Below are 22894 nucleotides of genomic sequence, written 5' to 3' on the forward strand. Positions count from 1 at the left end.
GGAACATGCTGCGCCACGCACTGGCCAGTCGAGTTGTCGTGGCGGACGGTGCGATGGGCACGATGCTGCAGGCCCAGGACCCGACGATGGAGGACTTCCAGGGCCTCGAAGGCTGCAACGAGATCTTGAACGTGACCCGCCCCGACATCGTGAGCGGGGTGCACCGGGCCTACTTCGACGTCGGCGTCGACTGCGTGGAGACCAACACCTTCGGCACGAACTTCTCCGCACTGGGGGAGTACGACATCTCCGACCGGATCTTCGAGCTGGCCGAGGCGGGCGCCCGGATCGCCCGCGAGGTCGCTGACTCGTACGCGACCGAGGACCGTCCGCGCTGGGTGCTCGGTTCGATCGGTCCGGGGACGAAGCTGCCGTCGCTGGGCCATGTGCCCTACGCCGATGTCAGGGAGGGTTTCCGGCTGAACGCCGCGGGTCTGATCGCGGGCGGCGCGGACGCGCTGCTGGTGGAGACGAGCCAGGACCTGCTGCAGACCAAGGCGGCGACGCTGGGCGCGAAGCAGGCGCTGCGCGAGGCCGGGGTGGAGCTGCCGGTGATCGTGCAGGTGACCGTGGAGTCCACCGGCACCATGCTGCTGGGCTCGGAGATCGGCGCGGCGCTGACCGCGCTGGAGCCGTTGGGGGTCGACCTGGTCGGCCTGAACTGCGCCACCGGGCCCGCCGAGATGAGCGAGCATCTGCGTTATCTGGCGAAGAACGCCCGGGTGGGCCTGTCGTGCATGCCGAACGCGGGCCTGCCGGTGCTGACGAAGGACGGGGCGCACTATCCGCTGAGTCCGGTCGAGCTGGCGGACGCGCACGAGGTGTTCACCCGTGAGTACGGCATCGGTCTGGTCGGCGGCTGCTGCGGTACCACCCCCGAGCACCTGCGCCAGGTGGTGGAGCGGGTGCGCGGCCGGGAGGTGGTCCAGCGGGACCCGCACCCCGACGCCTCGGCCTCCTCCCTGTACCAGTCGGTGCCGTTCCGTCAGGACACCGCCTATCTGGCGATCGGTGAGCGCACCAACTCCAACGGCTCGCGCAAGTTCCGCGACGCGATGCTGGCCGCGGACTGGCAGGGCTGTGTGGAGATCGCCCGGGAGCAGATCCGCGAGGGCGCGCACCTGCTGGACCTGTGCGTGGACTACGTGGGCCGGGACGGCGTCGAGGACATGAGGAAGCTGGCGGCGCTGCTGGCGACCGCCTCCACGCTGCCGATCGTGCTGGACTCCACCGAGCCGCAGGTGCTGCAGGCCGGTCTGGAGATGCTGGGGGGCCGGGCGGTGCTGAACTCGGTGAACTTCGAGGACGGCGACGGCGACGATTCGCGCTACGGGCGGATCGCGGCGCTGGCGCGGGAGCACGGTGCGGCGCTGATCGCGCTGACGATCGATGAGGACGGGCAGGCGCGGACCCGGGAGAAGAAGGTCGAGGTGGCCGAGCGGCTGATTGCCGACCTGTGGACCCGGTTCGGTATCGAGGAGTCCTCGATCCTGGTCGACTGCCTGGCCTTCACCCTGGGCACCGGGCAGGAGGAGTCGCGCAGGGACGGCATCGAGACCATCGAGGCGATCCGTGAGCTGAAGCGGCGTCACCCGGCGGTGCAGACCACGCTGGGCCTGTCCAACATCTCCTTCGGCCTCAATCCGGCGGCCCGGATGGTGCTGAACTCGGTGTTCTTGAACGAGTGCGTGGAGGCCGGGCTGGACTCGGCGATCGTGCACGCCGCGAAGATCCTGCCGATGGCCCGGATCCCCGAGGAGCAGCGCCGGGTCGCCCTGGACCTGGTCTACGACCGGCGCCGCGAGGGTTATGACCCGCTGCAGAGCTTCCTGCAGCTGTTCGAGGGCGTCAGTGCCGCGTCGGTGCGGGCCGGCAAGGCCGAGGAACTGGCGGCGCTGCCGCTGGAGGAGCGGTTGCAGCGCCGGATCGTCGACGGCGAGCGCAAGGGCCTGGAGGCCGATCTGGACGAGGCGCTGGGTGTGATGCCGGCGTTGGAGATCGTCAACAAGGTGCTGTTGGAGGGCATGAAGACGGTCGGTGAGTTGTTCGGTTCGGGTCAGATGCAGTTGCCGTTCGTGCTGCAGTCCGCTGAGGTGATGAAGGGTGCGGTGGCGTATCTGGAGCCGCACATGGAGAAGTCGGACGACCAGGGCAAGGGCACCATCGTGCTGGCCACGGTCAAGGGCGACGTCCATGACATCGGCAAGAACCTGGTCGACATCATTCTGACGAACAACGGCTACACGGTGGTGAACCTGGGGATCAAGCAGCCGGTCTCGGCGATCCTGGAGGCTGCGCAGGAGCACCGTGCGGATGTGATCGGGATGTCGGGGCTGCTGGTGAAGTCCACGGTGATCATGAAGGAGAACCTGCAGGAGCTGAACCAGCGCGGGATGGCGGCCGACTTCCCGGTGATGCTCGGCGGCGCCGCTTTGACCCGGGCCTATGTCGAGCAGGACCTGCACGAGATCTACCAGGGCGAGGTCCGCTACGCGCGTGACGCGTTCGAGGGCCTGCGGCTGATGGACGCCCTGATCGGGGTCAAGCGCGGGGTGCCCGGCGCGGTCCTGCCGGAGCTGAAGCAGCGCCGGCACGCCAGGGTCGAGGTCGAGGAGCCGGCCGAGAGCACCACCCGCTCGGAGGTGGCCGCGGACAACCAGGTGCCCTCGCCGCCGTTCTGGGGGACCGGGTGGTCAAGGGCATCGGGTTCGGCGACTACGCCTCCTGGCTGGACGAGGACGCGCTGTTCAAGGGCCAGTGGGGGCTGAAGGCCGCCCGCGCGGGCGGCCCGTCGTACGAGGAGCTGGTGGAGAGCGAGGGGCGGCCGCGGCTGCGGATGTGGATGGACCGGCTGCAGACCGAGGGGCTGCTGGAGGCGGCCGTGGTCTACGGCTACTACCCGGCCGTCGCCCAGGGCAACAGCCTGGTGCTGCTGGGTGAGGACGGCGGGGAGCGGACCCGGTTCACCTTCCCGCGCCAGCGCCGCGGGCGCCGGCTGTGTTTGGCGGACTTCTTCCGCCCTGAGGAGTCGGGGAGAAGGACGTGGTGGCGCTGCAGATCGTGACCATGGGCAACCGGATCGGCGGGGCGACCAAGGAGCTGTTCGCGAGCAACTCCTACCGCGACTACCTGGAGCTGCACGGCCTGTCGGTGCAGCTGGCCGAGGCGCTGGCGGAGTACTGGCACGCCCGGGTCCGCGCCGAGCTGGGCTTCTCCGGGGAGGACCCCAAGGAGATGAAGGAGATGTTCGCCCTGAAGTACCGGGGCGCGCGGTTCTCGCTGGGCTACGGGGCCTGCCCCGAGCTGGAGGACCGGGCCAAGATCGCTGACCTGCTGCGGCCCGAGCGGATCGGGGTCCAGCTCTCCGAGGAGTTCCAACTGCACCCGGAGCAGTCCACCGACGCCATCGTCATCCACCACCCCGACGCCAAGTACTTCAACGCCAGGTGAGGAAGGAGCCCTGTCATGCCGACCCAACGGCTCGACGTAGCGACGATGATCGCCCGTGGCCAGACCTCCTACTCCTTCGAGTTCTTTCCCGCCAAGACCGACGCCGGTGAGCGAACCCTGTGGGACTCCATCCGACGAGTGGAGTCGGTCGCCCCGACGTTCGTCTCGGTCACCTACGGGGCGGGGGGTTCCTCACGCGACCGGACGATCGCGATGACCCATCGCATCGCCACGCACACCAGCCTTCGCCCCGTGGCCCACCTCACCGCCGTGGGTCACTCGGTCGCCGAACTGCGCCGCATCATCGGCCAGTACGCCGACGCCGGGATCCACGACGTGCTCGCCCTGCGCGGCGACCCGCCCGGCGATCCGATGGGTCCCTGGACCCCGCACCCGGACGGGCTCGCTCAGGCGCATCAACTGGTCAGCCTGGTAAGGAGGTCAGGCAACTTCAGCGTCGGCGTCGCGGCCTTCCCCGAGCGGCACCCCCGCTCGTCCGACTGGGAGAGCGACATCCGCCACTTCGTGGCCAAGTGCCGGGCCGGCGCGGACTACGCCGTCACCCAGATGTTCTTCCGTCCCGAGGACTATCTGCGGCTGCGCGACAGGGTGGTCGCCGCAGGATGCGACACGCCCATCATCCCGGCCATCATGCCCGCCACCCACCACCGGCAGATCCAGCGCTTCGCCGAGCTGAGCAATGCGGCCTTCCCAGCCGACCTGGCCCAGCAGTTGGCGGCGGCCGGTCCCGACGAGTCCGCCGCTCATCGCATCGGCGTGCACCACGCGACGCTGCTGGCCGAGCGCCTGCTCGCGGAGGGTGCGCCGGGCCTGCACTACATCACCCTGAACCGTTCCGGTGCGACGCTCGACATCCACCGGAACCTCTCACTGAGGAGTAGCAATGTCCCTTCCCCCGTCGGGTGACTTCAAGGTCGCTGATCTCTCCCTTGCCGGTTTCGGTCGCAAGGAGATCCAGCTGGCCGAGCACGAGATGCCGGGCCTGATGTCGATCCGCAGGGAGTTCGCGGCCTCGCAGCCGCTGGTCGGTGCCCGGATCACCGGTTCGCTGCACATGACCATCCAGACCGCGGTGCTGATCGAGACGCTGACCGCGCTCGGTGCCGATGTGCGCTGGTGCTCCTGCAACATCTTCTCCACCCAGGACCATGCCGCCGCGGCGATCGCGGTCGGCCCCGAGGGCACTCCGGAGGACCCGCGGGGTGTTCCGGTCTTCGCCTGGAAGGGCGAGTCGCTGGAGGAGTACTGGTGGTGCACCGAGCAGGCGCTGACCTGGCCCGGTGAGGTCGGCCCCGCTGGCGCTGACGGTTCGGGCTCCTCCTTCGTCGGCCCGAACATGATCCTGGACGACGGCGGCGACGCGACGATGCTGATCCACAAGGGTGTCGAGTTCGAGAAGGCCGGTGTCGCGCCGGACCCCTCGACCGCCGACAACGACGAGTTCCGGATTGTCCTGGAGGTGCTGAACCGCACCCTGGCCGAGAGCCCGCGGAAGTGGACCGAGGCGGCCGCTGCGATCAGGGGCGTGACCGAGGAGACCACCACCGGGGTCCACCGTCTGTACGAGATGCACCGCGAGGGCACCCTGCTCTTCCCGGCCATCAACGTGAACGACGCGGTGACCAAGTCGAAGTTCGACAACAAGTACGGCTGCCGGCACTCGCTGATCGACGGGATCAACCGGGCCACCGACGTCCTGATCGGCGGCAAGGTCGCGGTGGTCTGCGGCTACGGCGACGTCGGCAAGGGCTGCGCGGAGTCCCTGCGCGGCCAGGGCGCCCGGGTCATCGTCACCGAGATCGACCCGATCTGCGCCCTGCAGGCGGCCATGGACGGCTACCAGGTCACCACCTTGGACGAGGTCGTCGGCATCGCCGACATCTTCATCACCACCACCGGCAACAAGGACATCATCCTGGCGGGCCAGATGGCGAGGATGAAGCACCAGGCCATCGTCGGCAACATCGGCCACTTCGACAACGAGATCGACATCCTCGGTCTCTCGAAGCTCCCCGGTGTCGTCAGGACCGAGATCAAGCCCCAGGTCCACGAGTGGCGCTTCGAGGACGGCCACACGATCATCCTGCTGTCCGAGGGCCGTCTGCTGAATCTGGGCAACGCCACCGGCCACCCGTCCTTCGTGATGTCCAACTCCTTCGCGAACCAGACGATCGCCCAGATCGAGCTCTTCACCAAGACCGAGGAGTACCCGGTCGACGTCTACGTGCTGCCCAAGCACCTGGACGAGAAGGTGGCCCGGCTCCACCTGGACGCGCTGGGCGTCAAGCTCACCGTGCTGAGCGAGGAGCAGGCCTCCTACATCGGCGTCCCGGTCGAGGGCCCGTACAAGCCGGACACCTACCGCTACTGATGCTCGGTAGACCTCATGTCAGGAGGGATGCATGACCACCGTTGAGGAGCACACGCCCACCCCGCTGCTGGCGAGGATCCCCGCCCAGGCCGAGGGTCCTCCGGCTGAGGCGTTCGCCGAGGCGCCGCCGGCCGCTGTCGATCCGCGCGCCCGGGTCGTCGAGCTCGCCGCCGTCAAGCAGCAGGCCCGGGCGGCCGGGGACGCCCGGGCCACCGATGCGCAGCACAGTCGGGGCAAGCTCACCGTGCACGAGCGTCTTGCCCTGCTCTTCGACCCGGACTCCTTCACCGAGCTCGAGCCGCTGCGCCGGCACCGGGCCACCGCCTTCGGGATGGAGCAGAGGAAGCCGTACACCGACGGTGTGGTGATCGGCTGGGGCACCGTCCACGGCCGGACGGTCTTCGTCTACGCCCATGACTTCCGGATCTTCGGCGGGGCGCTCGGTGAGGCCCATGCCGCGAAGATCCACAAGGTGATGGATCTGGCCATCGAGACGGGGGCACCGCTGGTCGGCCTCTGTGACGGCGCGGGGGCGCGGATCCAGGAGGGTGTGACGGCCCTGGCCGGTTACGGCGGGATCTTCCGGCGCAATGTGCAGGCGTCCGGAGTCATCCCGCAGATCAGCGTGATCCTGGGGCCGTGCGCGGGCGGCGCCGCCTACTCGCCCGCGCTGACCGACTACGTCTTCATGGTGCGCGACACCGCGCAGATGTTCATCACCGGTCCGGACGTCGTGCGGGCAGTGACCGGGGAGGAGATCACCCACAACGGCCTCGGCGGGGCGGACGTCCACGCGTCCGTGTCGGGGGTGGCCGCGTTCGTCCACGCGGACGAGGCGGCCTGCTTCGAGGACGTGCGGCATCTGCTCTCGCTGCTCCCGGCGAACAACCGGGAGACGGCTCCGGTCGAGGACCTCGGTGACGACCCGTTCCGGCGCAACGACTCCCTGCTCGACCTGGTGCCGGTGGACCCGAGCCGGTCCTACGACATGCACGCGGTGATCGAGGAGATCATCGACGACGAGGACTTCTTCGAGGTCCACCAGGCCTGGGCGACCAACATCATCTGTGGGTTCGCCCGGCTGGACGGCCATGTCGTCGGCATCGTGGCCAACCAGCCCTCCTCCCTGGCCGGGGTGCTGGACATCCACGCCTCGGAGAAGGCGGCGCGTTTCGTCCAGAACTGCGACGCCTTCAGCATCCCGCTGGTGACCTTGGTCGACGTGCCGGGGTTCCTGCCGGGAGTGGGGCAGGAGCACGGCGGTGTCATCAGGCACGGGGCGAAACTGCTCTATGCCTACTGCAACGCCACGGTTCCCCGGGTGCAGCTGATCCTGCGCAAGGCCTACGGCGGCGCCTACATCGTCATGGACTCCCGCTCCATCGGGGCCGACCTGTCCTATGCCTGGCCCGGCAACGAGATCGCGGTCATGGGGGCCGAGGGTGCGGCGAACGTGATCTTCCGCAGGGAGATCGCCGCGTCCGACGATCCGGAACAGACCCGGCGGCGACGCATCAGTGAGTACAAGGAGGAGTTGATGCACCCTTACTACGCCGCCGAGCGCGGTCTGGTCGACGACGTCATCGATCCCGCCGACACCCGGGCGACCCTCGTCAAGGCCCTGCGGATGCTGCGTGGCAAGCGTGCGACGCTGCCCGCCCGCAAGCACGGCAACCCGCCGGTATGACGTCCGTGCCGGCGTCAACGACGAGGGGCCTGCCGGAGCCGGCCGCGGACACCCCGGAAGTGGTCTTCCGTATCGAGTACGGCCGGCCGGACGCCGACGATCTGGCCGCGCTCGCTCTGGTCCTGCTCTCGATCGGCGCCCGCAGCGTCGCAGGGCCGCGGACCAGACGGCGCCGGCGTCGGGCGGCGTGGGTACACCTGCCCGACTACCGCGTGCCGGGCTCCTGGGAGTGAGGTGAGGGCAAAGGGGACGCAGTGGTAGGAAGGGGCGGGCGACGGTGAAGTTCTCATGGTTGCCACATGACAACTTCACTGTTCAAGACTCAGTGGCCAGCCGGAGAATTCTGCATGTGCCGCCTGCACCGACGCATCTCGAACACCTGTCCTGTCCTGCGTGCTGGCTCTGTGGAGGTCCCAATGAATGGCACCACTGTCTCGCATAAACTCTGGCTCGCCGAACTGGCAGCCCGCGCCGGGCTCGAACCGCGCCTGGCCGACCGCTACCTGACGGACGCCCGGGAAGTCCTCGCCGAGATCGGCGTGGTCCTGGGCGCGGACGAGCAGCCCCCCGCGCTCCTGGGCGGCTCGGCCGACGGGCTCTCCATCGACACCCTTGACCAGCGCTTCTCCGTCTCCAGCGGCTGCAACGTGTGTTTCTGCACGGCGGACCGTGACGCCACCCAGCCGCAGCCGGAAGGACAGCTGGTCGCGGCATGATCAAGCCGCCGCAGGAGGAATCTCCTCTTGCTGTGGAGCCCAGGAGCCCTCGGCTCCTGGGCTTCCGCAGCCATCTGCGAGTCGAGTCGGTCACGGGGGATGCGACCTACCTCATTTCCGATCGCGACGTGACAGCCCTCCAGGGCAGCGGGGTCGAGTTCCTGGCACCGTTGCTGGACGGCACCCGGGATCTCGCCGAAGTCCTTCGGCAGGCGGAACCCTTCCTCCCCGCCGAGCAGACCGGTCAGTTGATCGGCAGGCTCGCCCGCGAGGGACTGGTGCGCTACCGGTCCGCCCGGGCCCCTGACGCCGCCGAGGCCTACTGGGACCTGTCCGGACTGAACGGCGGCGAGGCGCTCGAACACCTGGCCGCGGCCCGTGCGGGGCTGAGAACCGTGGGCAGCGCCTCGGCGGTCGAGGTGGAGAGCGCCCTGACGGCCAGCGGAGTCGCCCTGGACCACGCGTCCGGCGGCGCGCCCGCGCAGCTCTCGGTGGTGCTGTGCGACGACTACCTGAACCCCGACCTGCTGGCGGTCGACGCCCAGGAGCGTGCTGCGGGCCGTCCCTGGCTGCTCGCCCGGCCGATGGGCGCGACGGTCTGGATCGGCCCGGTGTTCCAGCCCGGCGCGGGCCCCTGCTGGTCCTGCCTGGCTCATCGCCTCCGGGGCCACCGCCAGTCCGAGGTGCCGGTGCAACGGGCGCTGGGCCTTGCGGGGCCGGTGTCGCGTCCGGCCGCGCACGTCAGGGCCGGTAGCGCCGCCGCCGCCCAGCTGGTCGCTCTGGAAGCCGTCAAGTGGCTCGCCGGGTACCGCCATCCGGGCCAGTCGGCGGTGATGACCCTGGACACGCTGACCCTGGAGAGCCGTCACCACCCGCTGCGGCAACGCCCGCAGTGCGGGGAGTGCGGTGACACCGGGCTGGTCGCAGCGCGGCTCGCCCGGCCGGTGGAGCTCGGTTCACGGGCCAAGAACTCCCGCAGCGGAGGAGGCCACCGTGCCTGCTCCGCCCAGGAAGTGCTGAATCGCTTCGGCTATCTGGTGAGTCCGGTGACCGGTGTGGTCGGCGACATCCAGCGCGATCCGCACGCACCCGCGTCCTTCGACTGCTTCGTGTCCGGGCGCAATCCCGCCGTCGGCGGGACGAACCTGGTCCAGCTCCGGGCCGGCCTGCGCCAAGTCGCCGGCGGCAAGGGGACCAACCCGCTCGACGCTGAGGTGGGCGCGCTGTGCGAGGCGCTGGAACGTTACTCCGGCACCCTTCAGGGGGACGAACTCCGGGTCAGGGACACCTACCGGAACCTCGGGGACGCAGCGGTACACCCCGATACCTGCCAGCTGTTCGACCCGCGTCAGTACCGCGACCGGGAGCGGTGGAACGCGTCGCGCAGCGCGTTCAACTTCGTCCCCGAGCCCTTTCAGGAGGACGCCCCCGTCGACTGGACCCCGGTCTGGTCGCTCACCGAGAAGCGCCAACGGCTGCTCCCGACAGGGCTGCTGTACTTCAACCAGACCGGGAGCGCCGTGGAACCGGTCGCCGGACGACGCTCGCTGCGCGCCTGTTCCAACGGGAACGCCGCGGGGACCTGCCTGGAGGACGCCGTGCTCCAGGGGTTCCTCGAACTCGTCGAACGCGACGCGGTCGCCCTGTGGTGGTACAACCGCACCCGCCAGCCCGCCGTCAGCCTGGACGCCTTCGCCGACCCCTGGACCGATGACCTGCTGGTGACCTATCGGCTGCTGCACCGTCACGTCTGGGTCCTGGACCTCACCTCGGACCTGGGCATCCCGGTCTTCGCGGCCCTCTCCCGGCGGACCGACAAGGCGGCGCAGGACATCATGTTCGGGTTCGGTGCCCACTTCGACCCCCGGGTCGCCCTGCGCCGGGCGCTCACCGAGATGAACCAGCTGCTGCCGGCCTCCGTGGACGCCCTCGCCGACGACAGCGGCTACCACCTCGACGACCCGGAGCTGCTCGCCTGGTGGCAGGGTGCGACCGTGCACAATCAGCACTACCTGAACGCCTCCCCGACCGAATCGCCCCGGCGGCCCGAGCACTTCGCCCACCAGGAGCACGCCGACTTCAGCCAGGACATCGACGCCGTCACCGCGCTGCTCCGCGAGCGCGGAATGGAACTGCTGCTCCTGGACCAGACCAGACCGGACATAGGGCTCCCGGTCGTGAAGGTGGTCGTCCCCGGCCTCCGTCACTTCTGGGCCAGATTCGCACCAGGACGTCTGTTCGACGTGCCGGTGCAGCTGGGGCGGATTCCCGAGGCCACGGCCTACGAGGATCTCAACCCGGTTCCCCTGTTCGTCTGATGACGCCCTCTCAGGCCTCGCCCCGCTGACGGGTCCCGCGTACGCTTCCTCTGAATTTCACCGAGAGACACGGGGGGACCACATGACCAGAGCCCTCGAACCTCCCCTGGGCACGGGGACGGATCCGAGCCCGGATGTTCAGCACGCGGGCACCTTCGAGGAGGAGAGCACCGCTCTGGTCGTCGACCTCGGACGACGGGCGCCGGCGCCGAGGCTGATGAGCAGCATTGTCATCGCCGTGGTCCTCGGCTACGTGGTGATGGGATTCGTCAACATCACCGAGGACGGGCTGAGCCACAAGCAGATCATCCTGGGGGCTGTCTGCTTCTCCTGCGTGGCCGCGCTCCAACTGCTGCACTCGCACGACCGGTTCGCGGATCTCCACCGCCGGCTGGGCTGTGGACCCTGCTGCTCCAGGCCCTGCTGACCTACGGCCCGATGGTGTTCTTCGGCGTCCTGTGGGGAGGCATGGCCGGGTTCCTCGGAGCGTCGGGCCTCCTGCTGCTCCCGGCTGCTCCCGGCTGGTCGGTGTTCGCCGCGGTGGCCGCGGTGGCGGCCGTGAGCGGACCGTTGCAGCACTGGAGCCCGGCCGACTGCGTGTACATCGTGATCTCGACCGTGATCACCAGCCTGATGGTGTTCGGACTCACCCGGCTCTCGCAATTGGTCACCCAGGTGCAGGCCACCCGCACGCAGTTGGCCCGGCTCGCGGTCACCCGGGAACGGCTGCGCTTCTCCCGGGACCTGCACGACCTGCTCGGCTACAGCCTCTCGGCGATCACCCTGAAGAGCGAGCTCACCAGGCGGCTCGTGGTCGGCAGCCCCGAACAGGCACTGGAGGAGCTCGGCGGCATCCTGGTGATCTCTCGCCAGGCGCTCCAGGACGTGCGGCTCGTGGCGCAGGGCTACCGGTCGATGTCCCTGGCGGACGAGGTGACGGCGGCCTGCTCAGTGCTGGGGGCGGCAGAGATCCAGGCGACCGTGAGTCTCACCGTCCTCCCGTCGAGGGGCAGTTCCGACACCACCCTCGCCACCGTGCTGCGCGAGGCGGTCACCAATCTGCTCCGCCACAGCAAGGCCGAGCACTGCAGGATCTCCAGCTGCGGCGTCGGCGACCGCATTCAGCTCACCGTGGCCAACGACGGTCTGGTCACGGCGGTCCGGCCGACCGGAGCGGACCGCGACGGCAGCGGCCTGGGGAACCTCACCGCCCGCGTCGCCGAGGCCGGCGGACGGCTGACCTGGGGGGTGGACGACGACGGCTGGTTCGTGCTCACAGCCGAGATGCCGTTGCTCTCCGCGGCCGGGGAAGCTCCCAGGTCGCCGTACGGGCGGGCCGCCTCCGACGTCGATCAGCCGTAGCCGTAGCCGCACCGGAGGCAGGCCGGCCAGGGTCGATGCTCGCCCTGGCCGGCCCGCCGCTCATGGCAGCAGGCCTGACTTCCGGGCGATGCGGATCGCGTCGACCCGGTTCCTGGCGTTGAGCTTGCTGACGATGGTCGTCAGATAGTTGCGGACGGTGCCCAGCGACAGATAGAGGTTGGCCGCGATCTCGACGGCGGATGCGCCGTCGGCCGCCATCTGGAGCACCTCCTGCTCCCGATCCGTCAGCAGGCTCTCGAATCTGTCGAAGGCCGAGTACGCCAACTGCGGGTCGAGGACCCGTTCGCCCGCATGGATCTTGCGGACGGCATCGGCCAGCAACGTCGGCGGGGCGTCCTTGAGGAGGAAGCCCGACACCCGTGCCGACAGGGCGCGGCGCAGCGTTCCAGGCGGCCCCAGACTGGTGAGGATCAGCGTGTGGCAGTCGGGGAGCGCCTCGTGGATCAGCGCGGCTGCGCTCAGCCCGTCCAGCCCGGGCAGGTCGATGTCGATGATCGCCACATCCGGCAGGTGGAGGAGACAGGTGGAAAGGATCTTGTCTCCGCGTTCGACCTCCGCCACGACCTCGAAGTCGGCCTCCAGCCGTAACAGTGCTACCAGTGCCCCGCGGACCATGTGCATGTCCTCGGCCAGCAGGATTCGTATCACCGATTCCCCCCCGGTCACTCAGTGGTGCCTCTTGGTCAAGGCGGTGCGTCAAAGACCTCAACGAACCGGATGTTATCCCACCCGGATAGCTGTCGAGCATGCGTGCGGACAGTCCGTTGAAGCGGTTCGCATGCCACCTGTCTGGGAATTCGACCGCGACTCCACCCGGCCTGAAGACGGGGCGAAGATGCTGCGCGGGGGAAGAGTGTCCTACTGAGGAGTATTCCTATGACGTCGGTGGTCGGCACGGGTTCAGCGAGGTACCGCGCCCCCTACCGGCGAATGCCCGGAGCCAGTGGTCGCGCGCTCAGCCTCGAGGTGATCGTCGGCAGGGCGCTGCACATCGTCGACGCCGAGGGGATGCAGGCGCTGAGCATGCGCGGCCTCGCCCGCGACCTGGGCGTCGGCGTGGCCACGCTGTACCTGTACGTCAGCGGCAAGGAGCAGCTCGTCGACCTGCTGCTCGACCGGGTGTACGCGGACCTCGAGCACCCTGTGCCCGACCGCGCCCACTGGAAGGCCCAGCTCCTCGACTTCATCGCCCGCAGCCGCGAGAGCCTCAGCCTGCACCGCGACGTGGCCCGCGCGGAGTCGACGGCCGAGCTGCTGACCTCCCCGCACACCCTCGACTGCGCCGAGACGATCCTGGCGCTGCTGCGCGTCGGAGGGATGCCGGACCAGGCGGCCGTTCACGGGGCGGACCTGCTGGTCCGCCATCTGACCTGCTCCGTCGCCCAGCGCAGTCGGCGCGCGGGCCGGGGAGCCGCAGGGAGCGACGCGGAGGGCTCGTACCACGAACGCGTGCGCGACACGGCCTCGGCGCTGCCGCCGGAACGTTTCCCGGTCGTGGTCTCGATGGCTCCGGTGCTGAGCGGTGGAACGGACGAGGAGCAGTTCGACTTCGGCCTGAACGTGATCATCGCCGGCCTGCTGGCGCGGAACGTCGGGGTGGCGCCCCCGGACCAGGGACCAACCCCCGGGCAGGGTCCTCCTGCCCGGGGATCCGCCGTTCAGGGATCTGGATCGCCATGCTGGAGATAGCCGCTTCCATCGAGATCAAGGCGACGCCCGAGGCCGTCTGGGCGGTCCTCGCCGACCTGTCCGCGTACCCGCAGTGGAACCCCTTCCTCAGGACAGCCGTCGGAGACCTGGTCGTGGGGGGCAGGCTCAGCTGTCGGCTCCATCCTGAGAACCGCCGTCCGATTCCGTTCAAGCCCGTCGTCCTGGTCGTGGACCCCGGGCGCGAGTTGTGCTGGCAGGGAAAGCTGCTGGCCCCCGGCATCCTGGACGGCAGGCACAGCTTCGTCCTCTGGGCCACCGGCGAGGGAACGGTGCTGAGGCAGGGGGAGGTCTTCACCGGGATTCTCGTGCCCTTGCTGGCGAAGGGCCTTCGGGCCACCGAAGACGACTTCCGGAGGTTCAACGAGGCCCTCAGGGAACGCGTGGAGACACGCGAGCCGTGAGGGCTGTGCCGTTGGACCGATGAGGGTACCCGTACCGACCTGGTGTCGACCTACGACAGGCAGTCTCTCAATGTGCCGAGGTCCCGCCAAGGCAGTATCCGCTCGGTGGCCGACGGAAGGTCCGGGCGGGGAGGGGCGGGCCGGGGGTAGTCGTTCGCTGTCACTTGCTGCTGCTGCCACAGTGGCACTGCGGACGAACCCGGGCCCGGCGGCGAACCCTGCCGGGCCCGGGTTCGCTCACCCGCGTGCACGGTACTTGTCAGGGTCGCCAATTCTCGCCGTCTGGTCCCAGGAACCCATCCTGATATGGCCGTTGTGAGGTCGGTTCTCGGCGTTGCGCATGACTGGGCGGGGGTGGTCCAGGTGAAGCAACTGATCCTGGTAGCGCCCGAAGGCACCTGCGGCGGCGAGACGTCTGGTCACGTCCTCGTCCTCTCCGCCCCAGCCCTCGAAGCGCTCATCGAATCCTCCGATATCGCGCAGGACATCCGTGCGCGCCCAGAGGGCACCACCCGGCGGCTCCCGCAACAGCACGCCCCTCAGTGAATCCGGCGACACGTCGGGCTGACGCAGCCGGCAGCGCCTGTCAATCGCGAACGCGGTCGACCCGCGGTCCAACGACAAGGAGTAGCGGCAGCAGACATGGCCCGTCTGTTCCTTTTCGGCGAACCGGGCGACATTCCGGCTGACGAAGGACCGGTCGGTCAGGATGTCCGCGTCGAGGACGCAGGTCGTACCTCTGGCGCGCCCGTCAGCCATTATCCCGACATTCACCGCCCAGGACTTGTTGAAACTTCCGCCGTGGGGGGCGAAAACATACCGGTTCACCAACGGCGCGAAAACCCTTCTCCAAGCGGGCGTGGAATCCGTTTCCACAAGGGTGACACGGACAGCGCCGTCCCGATAGTCCTGGTCCCGCAGGGCGAGCAGGCAGGCCAAGAGGTTGCGCGCCCGCCCTCCCTCCACCCGGTCCCGGAAAGGAATCACTATGTGTACGTCTCGATCTGCAGGAAGTTGACGTTCCTCCTGGTCGGGAGGGCGGGAGGCGGCAATGGCCCGCACATCGTCCAAGCCGATGTCATCCGCGTTCGCCACGTGTTCGGAGCCGAGGTGGATATCGAGCCAGATATCGCTGTCGGCCTCGGCTGCCAATTCCGCCAGGTGCCGTCGAGTTTCCGGTTCGTACCGCAGCTCCTCCGTGAGGCGGGCAGCAAGAGCGTTGTGCAGTTCCGGATCGGCGGGATCCGCGACCAGCGCCAGGTAGGCCTGACGGCAGGCGGCGATCCCGTCCGCATACTCTCCCACCGCCGTGTCCAGCCGGTCGAACGAGGCACGGCTGATTTCCCAGTATCCGGCAGTGGCGGCGGGGACGTTCGGGTCATGCGCCAGGACAACGTAGTCCGCCAGACGCCGGCCGACCGCCCGTGGGGGGTATTTCTTCACAGCGTCTCCAGGAGATCCCGCAGGTCTTCGACGTCCAGCCACTGGTCGTTCAGATCGGATCGGTAGGCAAATTCTTCGCCCACGGGCTCCGCACCCACAGGGGGCTGATAAGCGTCGAGGATGGGCGACCGCACGATGAAACGATCAGCGAGGCGCAGGACCTGAGGGGCGTCGTCCGAGCAGATCAGGTCCTCATGGAGCTTCTCTCCCGGCCGGACCCCCACTTCGTGCGTGGCGCTGGCGGGCGCCACTGCCTCCGCCAGGTCGATCACCCGCATGCTGGGAATGCGGGGCACGAAGATCTCTCCACCCTGCATGAGATCGAAAGAACCCAGCACGAAATCAACGGCGTGGTCGAGCGTGATCCAGAATCGTGTCATGCGCTTGTCGGTCACGGGTATGCTGCCACCCTTTCGGGCGATCTCGCGGAACAACGGGACGACCGACCCCCGGCTTCCGAGAACGTTTCCGTAGCGGATCACGGAGAACGCGGTACCCAGCTTCGCGCCGGCGAGGTTGGCCGAGACAAAGGATTTGTCTGCGATGAGCTTGGTCGCGCCATAGAGATTGACTGGTTTGCACGCTTTGTCGGTCGAAAGCGCCACCACCTTGGCGACACCGGCGTCCAGCGCGGCCTCTATGACGTTCTGCGATCCTAGGATGTTCGTGCTGACGAACTCGGACGGGTGACGTTCCGCCGTGTCCACCTGCTTGAGTGCGGCCGCGTGGACGACGTACTCGACACCGTGCAGTGCGCGGGCGAGCCGGTGCCGGTCGCGGATATCGCCGATGACCCACTCAAGACGTGGGTCGTCATTAAACAATCGGCGAGCCTCAAGCTGCTTGAGTTCGTCACGGGAATATATGATCACGCGCTCCGGATCGCAGCTCTCCAGCAAGCGCCCCACGAAGGCCTTGCCGAAGGAGCCGGTACCGCCGGTCACCAGCACCGAGGATCGGTCGATCGAAGTCATTTCCGCTCACCCACTGATCTGCTCCAGAATCGCGCGCTCCAAGCCGGAGCGCTTCGGTGTCCAATTGAGATCGCTCAGGGTTCTGCCGATGTCAGCGACCAAGTACGAAGAATCCTGCCGCGACTCCGGGCCGTGTTCGACCGGGACTTTCTTGCCACTGATTTCCCCCACCAGAGAGATCACATCGGCGACACTGGCGGGGGTCGCACCTATGTTGTAGGTGCGGTGACTCCCGGGTGTCGCGGCGGCCAAGCCCGCGACCACGGCGTCGGCGACGTCCCGCACGTGCACGAAGTCACGCATGGCCTGCCCGGTTCCGTTGACCACGAACCGGCCCGATTCCCCGCGCGCTGCGGCCACCGCTCGCGGTATGAGGCCCCGGGGATCGGGCATGGTCCCGCACGGGGTGACACCCACCGCGTTGAACAGCCGAAAGGTCGTTGCGCCGATGCCCCCGTCCGCCGCTACAGCCCTGTCGACGGCCATTTCCGCTGCACGTTTCGCCGAACCGTAGTCGCTCACCGGGTCCGCTGCGTCCTCGACCAGCAGGGGGCGCGGGACCGGCACCCCGTACACGGCCGAACTGGACATGTTGACCAGTCGGATCGGATTTCCGCTGCGCTGTACCTCGGCGGAAGCGGCAGCGAGCACGAGTTCGGTGCCCTCGACGATCACCCGCCGTTGTGCCCGGGTGCCGGCATTCGTTGTGCGCCGGACCGTCTTGTCGGCGGCCAGGTGACATATCGAATCCACTCCGCGCACCGCCTCGGTCAGGTCCGGGACACTGAGCAGATCACCGCTCACCACCCGGACGCGCGGATCCCAAGAATGCCCTGAGATATGTTTGAGAACGGCTATGTCGGCTCCTGAAAAGAGTAGTCTGTGCACCACCGCCCGTCCCAGATATCCGGCACCGCCGGTTACCAGAATCTGCACGCCCACCTCCTGGAGCCAGAGCTATGAATTCGAGCAGAGCGATTGGATTTCGCATAGGACTGCGCGCGGACGCGTCCGCGGCAATGGGCGGCGGTCATGTGATGCGCTCCCTGGCCCTGGGGCAACGTCGCTTGGGAAGCTCATGATCGGCTAAGGTCTGGATCTTGTGCCACGTGATCACATAGCTGGTGAGAGCTACCCGGAGCGGCTGCGGATGGGGCTGCTGTCGCGCACCTTTACGCCCGAGTTGGTCGACTTCGTCGTCGATGAGGCCGGGGCGCGGGAGGAGCGGACCAAGTCCCTGCCCTCGTCGCTGATGGTCAACTTCGTTCTGACGATGTGGCTGTTCACCGGCTACGGCTACGGGCTGGTGCTGCGCGAGCTGGTGGAGAACTGGCCGCGCCGTGCGGGCGAGACCTGGCGGCCGGCGACCACGGGAGCCCTGACCGAGGCGCGGGCGCGGGTGGGGCCCGGTCCGCTGCGGCTGCTGTTCGACCGGGTCGCCGGCGCCAGGGGGACGCCCGCCACACCGGGGGCGTTCTGGCGCGGACTGCGCCTGGCCTCCATGGACGGAACCCTGGTCGACGTCCCCGACAGCGAGAAGAACACCGCCGCGTACACGCGCTCCTCGAACGCCGCCGGCCCGGGGCCGTATCCGCAGGTACGACTGCTGGCCCTGGTGGAGTGCGGCACCAAGGCGATGATCGGGGCCGTCTTCGACTCCTTCGCGGTCGGCGAGCGGACCCTGGCGCTGCGGCTGCTGCCCCTGCTGGGGCCAGAGATGCTGCTGCTGGCAGACCGGGGCTTCCCCGCCTACGGCCTGTGCACCGACACCGCGGCCACCGGGGCCCAACTCCTGTGGCGCGTCTCGCAGTCGTTCGCCCTGCCGCTGGTCCAGGTGCTGCCCGACGGCACCTACCTGAGCGAACTGCGCGGGCGACGCAAGGGCGAGCGGATGCCGGTGCGGGTCATCGAGTACACCGTGACCACGACCACCTGGGGCCCCGACGGGACCACGGAGGAGACCTCGGAGCTGTTTTGCCTGATCACAACCCTGCTCGACCCCGTCACCGCGCCCGCACAGGAGCTGGCCGAGCTCTACACGTCCCGCTGGACCAGCGAGACGATCTTCAAGCACATCAAGATCGAACAGCGCGGCGGGCGCACCGCCACCCTGCGCTCGAACAGCCCCGCCATGGTCGAGCAGGAACTGTGGGCGATGCTCTGCGTCTACCAGGCAGTCCACGAGCTGGCCCTCGACTCCGCCGAGCAGGCCCACGTTCCCGCCGCGGAGATCAGCTTCAAGAACACCCTCGCCGCCGTCCGACGCACCGTCGGGACGGCTTTTCCCCCCTCGCCAGCTGGCCGCCAAGGCCCGTGACGTCCGCGCCGACCTCATCCGCCAGGCCGTCACACCCCGACCCGGACGCGCCGCACCCCGTGCCGCCAAGCGCAGCGGCACCGGATACCGCACCCTGAAACCCGACGAGCCCGCCACCACCCGCGTCACACACACCGTCAAGCTGCAGCTCTTCCCCCAGGCACACCGACCCGGCAACCCGGCAACCGTCGTCACCCTCTGCACCCACAACAACCTTGACGAACAATCACGAACACTCGAACACTTCACCGCCGCGGCCTAGCCAAGCGACGTTGGGCCAGGGGGCCGCGCTGCAAGCCGAGGGCGCCACCGTGGAACTCCTGGGTGAAGTCACGGTGGACTGGCTGTTGGCACGCGTCACTGAATCGGGGATACCGATAGTGCCATGCCGGACGGATGTCACGACTGTAGCCAGGGCCCGAAGGCTCGATGCCGTCGTCGTGGACTCGTATGAAATTCAGCCACAGGTGAGCGCAGAATTGCGGTCAGCGCGCGTCCTGACCGGGGCAATAGTCGATGGAAGTCTCCAGGGACATGCCGCAGACTTGTATGTCGACCAAGCACTCGGCGCGCCGGCCCCGCAGTCGTCCTTGCCCAGGAATGCAGTCTGGCTCGGGGGTCTCGAGCACCTACTCATACGCAAGGACGTTCAGTATGCCCGAACGAGGAAGATCGTAGCGCATTCCACTCCACTGCCACAGGTCCTCTGCTACTTCGGTGCCACTGACCCCTACCGCGCACTCCCGGTGGTGGTGCGCCTGCTGATGGCGACCGGTCTGCCCATGCATGTCAGGGCCATCAGTGCGGATGCGGACATTCAAAGGAGAATAGAGATGATTCGCACGAATGCGGCGCAGGAAATCACTGTATGCACGCCGACACACCAATTGCCCGATCTTGTTCGCGCGTCCGATCTCGTCGTCACGGCGGCAGGAAGTTCGGTCGGCGAACTGCTCTGCGTGGGCACGGCGGTCGCACTGGCCACGGTCACCCCCCGACAAGAGCCTGTCTACCAGGCACTCCTGAAGGCCGGTCTGGCGATCGGGCTGGGGCCTGTGGACCTGTTCGACGACGCCGCCGTCCAGACCCTGCGGTCGTTGCTGCTCTCGCCCGGACGTCGGGCCGAACTCCGCGACCGTGGCAGGGAAGCGGTGGACGGCCAAGGAGCCGCCAGGGTCGCGGCAACCCTGCTGGCGATGGCCGATGCCCGGGGTGAGGACACCCCCATACTTTCGGGATGCACCACGAAACTGCTCACATCCAACAGGCACTCGATCAGCTGACAGAGCGTGGCGTTCTGCTCGGGGCCGAGGTCTTCCACTCACTGCGAGGAGAGGTCCACCGGCTGACGGCGGGTGAGGCTGCTCCCGGACTCGGTCCTGCGGACACCGTGGGGCGGCTGTACTGCACGAACAAGCCCGTTCTCGCAGTGATCGTCGGCATCGCCGCGCAACGGGGGCTCCTCGACCTGCGGGCCCCGTTGAGCCGCTACTTCGACCGCTGCGGTACCGCCATGTCCTCGGTGACAGCGGCGGACCTGCTCGCGCACACGGTCAACCTCCCTCCCGCGCTGCACCACTCCGTCAAGGTGCTCCAGGAGCGGGCCGGATTGACCGTCGCGACGGCGTCCAGGCGGCCCGGAAGACCGCAGTACAACGCGCAGAGCGGCTCGGTGGTGATCGGGGCCCTGCTCGAAAGGGTCTACGGCCTGCCCCTGGCCGGGGTCATCGAGGAAGAGGTGGCACGGCCACTCGGCCTGCGCGGCCTCGCCCTCACCCCGAGGCCGGACCAGTTCTACCGCCCCCTGCACCGGCGCGGTGGCAGCACGCGCTTCGTACCGCTCGAAGACGAGGCACTGGGCCTCGACGAGGCCAACCCCGGACAGGCCGGCGTGTCGACCGCCGCCGACATGGGCGTGCTGTACTCGGACATCACGCGTTCGCTCAACGGCGGCGGCGTCCTCCTCAAGCCCTCAACCGCCAGGCAGTTGACGTCCGCGAGCCATACGGTCCAGCTGTACCACCTCGGTGTGCGCTCCTGGGGCATGGGCTTCCAATGCGACCTGGCCCGCGGGATCCTGGGCCCGGGCTGGGGCCCCCGCACCTTCGGCCACATAGGCACCACTCCGCGCCGCGTCGCCGTGCTCCACGCCGCGGACCCGGACGCGGACCGCGTGCTCGCACTGCGGCTGTTCAACCCCATGGACGACGGCTCGGTACGGCGCCTCACGACCGTCCTCTGACTTTCTCATGCACATGGGGCCCGACTTCCTCGATCGTTCGAAACGGGACAAAGGTTGCACTTTCCCCTTTCCGTCGGCCCTACATGGTCTGGACCATTGACACGGCACTTTGCCTGATGCAATCCTTGCACGCACCATGGTTTGCAGTGGTGGCGCAAGGGGTCGCGGCACCACGGTAAATCCTTACTTATCCGAGCTACATCCTTAGACGGCTACAGTGGGCGAGGAGAGTTGAAGCAGCCAGGTTATCCCGTCCCTTCCGCATTACCCGTAGGATCTTCCATCTCATCAGTCCGCACCGATACGCGGGCAGTAGTTCTTACTTACGACGACGGGCCGCAACCCGGCAGCACGGATGCCGTTCTCAATGCCTTGGACGAACATCAGGCCAAGGCGACTTTTTTTGTCCTGCAATCACGCGTGAACCGCTATCGGAGTCTGCTGGGCGACGTGGTGGCGGCCGGCCATGAAATAGGACTGCACGGTGCCGACCACCGGAGGCTCCCCGATCTCGACGTGCGGGACGTCGTCAGCCGGACCCGTGACGCCCGCCACTGCCTTGAGGACACTCTGGGCCGGGAGGTAACCCTGTTCCGGCCGCCCTACGGAGAGCAGTCGCTGGACACCTGGCATGCCGTGGTCGGCCTCGGGCTGGTTCCAGTCCTCTGGTCACACGTGCTGCGTGACTGGCAGGACGATCCGGAACGGCACCTCGCTAGTACCGCTCTGGACAGTGCGTGTCCGGGTGCCGTCCTGCTTGCGCACGACGGTTTCGCCGGTCCCGAGGACGGCGCCTTCGACGGCCCGCCGCCGCGGGTCGACCGCGGTGCGCTGACGCGGTCCCTGCTGGAGATGTACCGCGAGTCCGGCCTGGTCGGCTGCTCACTCGGACAGGCACTTGAACACGGCGAACCCACGCTGAAAGTCGAGATCACACATTGAACGAGGTATCCGGGGAAACGACGGTCAGGCCCCTTCTCCCCGAGGACATGCTGCAGGTGGAGAAGATCTGCCGGGAGGAACTGACGCTGGAACCGGACGCCGGTTGCTTTCCGCGGCTGCTCGGCGATCGTCCGCACGTGGGGATCGGCGCGGAGTACGAGGGAGCGCTCGCCGGCGCGGCGTTCGGTTCGACGGCCGCGGAGAGCGGGGTGACGATCGGTTTTGTGGACCTCGTCGTCACCTCGGCGCAGTACCGGCGCCTTCGTCTGGCGACCCGCATGCTGACGGAGCTCGAACGAGAACTCGCCCGGCTCGGGTGCGTGGAGATCGTCGTCCGGGGGAACCCGCCGTGCCATGTCTGGCCAGGAGTGGATGTCCGCTACACCCCCGCTGTGGGGTTCTTCGAGCGGGCGGGCTTCACGCGTGACGGCTGGGCGGTGAACATGACCGTCGACCTGCACACGGCGCCCCTGGAGACGGGGAGCGACGAGCAGCGCCTGCAGGCGGCGGGAATCACGGTCAGACGTGCCGACCACCGGGACCAGGCATCGCTGGCCCGGCTCGCCGGCTGTGATCCCTCGTGGCCCGCGAACTGGCCGGGTGAGGTCGCGCGAGCACTCGACGGTGGCCAGGGGGGCTGCTTCGTGGCGGTCTCGGACGGCGGGATCGTCGGTTTCTCCGCTTTCGGCGTCAACCGTCTGCACCTGGTGGGACCGGCGGCGGTGGCTCCCCCGTCGCAGGGCCGCGGAATCGGAACCGTCCTGCTCCGCCGCTGCCTCGTTGAACTCCGTGACGCCCACCTCCTCGACGAGGCGGAGCTCGGATGGGTGGGTCCCATCGCCATGTACGCGGACAAGATGGAAGCCCGAATCGGTCGTTACTTCTGGCAGTACAGCAAGTCACTGGCGTAGGCGATCCG

At 68.3% G+C, this 22894-nt stretch carries 19 protein-coding genes and 1 pseudogene; 16 read left to right on the plus strand and 4 right to left on the minus strand.

Features of this window, described 5'->3' with window-relative positions:
• Window positions 1-5: 5 nt before the first annotated feature.
• From metH to ACXKR8_RS36675, 9 genes and pseudogenes are all read left to right on the plus strand, one after another.
• A pseudogene (metH, locus tag ACXKR8_RS36635) lies at window positions 6-3450 on the plus strand (methionine synthase).
• Between the two features lie 15 nt (window positions 3451-3465).
• Complete coding sequence (metF, locus tag ACXKR8_RS36640) at window positions 3466-4377, plus strand: methylenetetrahydrofolate reductase [NAD(P)H] (protein WP_458268858.1); 912 nt, start codon at window positions 3466-3468, stop codon at window positions 4375-4377.
• Entirely contained in the window at window positions 4355-5842 is a 1488-nt protein-coding gene (gene ahcY / locus ACXKR8_RS36645) for an adenosylhomocysteinase (RefSeq protein WP_458268859.1), read from the plus strand. Before metF ends, ahcY begins: the two co-directional genes overlap by 23 nt.
• 31 nt (window positions 5843-5873) lie before the next feature.
• The gene (locus tag ACXKR8_RS36650; protein WP_458268860.1) at window positions 5874-7529 is read left to right on the plus strand and encodes an acyl-CoA carboxylase subunit beta; all 1656 of its coding nucleotides are present in this window, start codon (window positions 5874-5876) and stop codon (window positions 7527-7529) included.
• Entirely contained in the window at window positions 7526-7762 is a 237-nt protein-coding gene (locus ACXKR8_RS36655) for an acyl-CoA carboxylase epsilon subunit (RefSeq protein ID WP_458268861.1), read from the plus strand. The genes ACXKR8_RS36650 and ACXKR8_RS36655 overlap by 4 nt, the downstream gene beginning before the upstream one ends.
• 183 nt (window positions 7763-7945) lie before the next feature.
• Entirely contained in the window at window positions 7946-8245 is a 300-nt protein-coding gene (locus ACXKR8_RS36660; protein ID WP_458268862.1) for a TIGR04351 family putative TOMM peptide, read from the plus strand.
• The gene (locus ACXKR8_RS36665) at window positions 8242-10563 is read left to right on the plus strand and encodes a TOMM precursor leader peptide-binding protein (protein ID WP_458268863.1); all 2322 of its coding nucleotides are present in this window, start codon (window positions 8242-8244) and stop codon (window positions 10561-10563) included. The genes ACXKR8_RS36660 and ACXKR8_RS36665 overlap by 4 nt, the downstream gene beginning before the upstream one ends.
• 82 nt (window positions 10564-10645) lie before the next feature.
• Entirely contained in the window at window positions 10646-10990 is a 345-nt protein-coding gene (locus tag ACXKR8_RS36670; protein WP_462099968.1) for a hypothetical protein, read from the plus strand.
• Between the two features lie 11 nt (window positions 10991-11001).
• The gene (locus tag ACXKR8_RS36675; protein WP_462099969.1) at window positions 11002-11925 is read left to right on the plus strand and encodes a sensor histidine kinase; all 924 of its coding nucleotides are present in this window, start codon (window positions 11002-11004) and stop codon (window positions 11923-11925) included.
• A gap of 60 nt (window positions 11926-11985) precedes the next feature.
• Here ACXKR8_RS36675 and ACXKR8_RS36680 read toward each other — a convergent pair whose 3' ends face one another.
• Entirely contained in the window at window positions 11986-12594 is a 609-nt protein-coding gene (locus tag ACXKR8_RS36680) for a response regulator transcription factor (protein ID WP_458268865.1), read from the minus strand.
• A gap of 228 nt (window positions 12595-12822) precedes the next feature.
• Here ACXKR8_RS36680 and ACXKR8_RS36685 point away from each other — a divergent pair, with 228 nt between their 5' ends.
• Both ACXKR8_RS36685 and ACXKR8_RS36690 read left to right on the plus strand, forming a co-directional pair.
• Window positions 12823-13635, plus strand: coding sequence for a TetR/AcrR family transcriptional regulator (locus ACXKR8_RS36685; protein WP_458268866.1), 813 nt, complete (start codon window positions 12823-12825; stop codon window positions 13633-13635).
• A complete protein-coding gene (locus tag ACXKR8_RS36690) occupies window positions 13623-14057 on the plus strand; it encodes an SRPBCC family protein (RefSeq protein WP_458268867.1) in 435 nt (144 codons plus the stop codon). Before ACXKR8_RS36685 ends, ACXKR8_RS36690 begins: the two co-directional genes overlap by 13 nt.
• A 237-nt stretch (window positions 14058-14294) precedes the next feature.
• Here ACXKR8_RS36690 and ACXKR8_RS36695 read toward each other — a convergent pair whose 3' ends face one another.
• Genes ACXKR8_RS36695 through ACXKR8_RS36705 form a run of 3 tightly spaced genes read right to left on the minus strand, consistent with a single transcriptional unit; the run spans window position 14295 to window position 17410 of the window.
• Entirely contained in the window at window positions 14295-15500 is a 1206-nt protein-coding gene (locus tag ACXKR8_RS36695; protein ID WP_458268868.1) for a glycosyltransferase family 2 protein, read from the minus strand.
• The gene (gene pseB, locus ACXKR8_RS36700; protein WP_458268869.1) at window positions 15497-16474 is read right to left on the minus strand and encodes a UDP-N-acetylglucosamine 4,6-dehydratase (inverting); all 978 of its coding nucleotides are present in this window, start codon (window positions 16472-16474) and stop codon (window positions 15497-15499) included. Before pseB ends, ACXKR8_RS36695 begins: the two co-directional genes overlap by 4 nt.
• 6 nt (window positions 16475-16480) lie before the next feature.
• Complete coding sequence (locus tag ACXKR8_RS36705; protein WP_458268870.1) at window positions 16481-17410, minus strand: NAD-dependent epimerase/dehydratase family protein; 930 nt, start codon at window positions 17408-17410, stop codon at window positions 16481-16483.
• Between the two features lie 166 nt (window positions 17411-17576).
• On the opposite strand from ACXKR8_RS36705, the gene ACXKR8_RS36710 reads away from it, so the two are divergent.
• From ACXKR8_RS36710 to ACXKR8_RS36730, 5 genes are all read left to right on the plus strand, one after another.
• Window positions 17577-18791 carry an IS4 family transposase gene (locus ACXKR8_RS36710; protein ID WP_458267222.1) on the plus strand — a complete coding sequence of 405 codons (1215 nt, stop codon included), beginning with the start codon at window positions 17577-17579 and terminating at the stop codon, window positions 18789-18791.
• A gap of 749 nt (window positions 18792-19540) precedes the next feature.
• Window positions 19541-20074 (plus strand): glycosyltransferase family 28 protein, encoded by a 534-nt coding sequence (locus tag ACXKR8_RS36715; protein WP_458268871.1) that lies wholly within the window; start codon window positions 19541-19543, stop codon window positions 20072-20074.
• The gene (locus tag ACXKR8_RS36720) at window positions 20029-21033 is read left to right on the plus strand and encodes a serine hydrolase domain-containing protein (protein ID WP_458268872.1); all 1005 of its coding nucleotides are present in this window, start codon (window positions 20029-20031) and stop codon (window positions 21031-21033) included. Before ACXKR8_RS36715 ends, ACXKR8_RS36720 begins: the two co-directional genes overlap by 46 nt.
• 231 nt (window positions 21034-21264) lie before the next feature.
• Window positions 21265-21975 carry a polysaccharide deacetylase family protein gene (locus ACXKR8_RS36725; RefSeq protein WP_458268873.1) on the plus strand — a complete coding sequence of 237 codons (711 nt, stop codon included), beginning with the start codon at window positions 21265-21267 and terminating at the stop codon, window positions 21973-21975.
• Window positions 21976-22022: 47 nt separating this feature from the next.
• Window positions 22023-22886, plus strand: a complete 864-nt coding sequence (locus tag ACXKR8_RS36730) for a GNAT family N-acetyltransferase (protein WP_458268874.1) — start codon at window positions 22023-22025, stop codon at window positions 22884-22886.
• The last annotated feature ends 8 nt before the right edge of the window (window positions 22887-22894 follow it).

This window comes from Streptacidiphilus sp. PAMC 29251 (assembly GCF_054208735.2).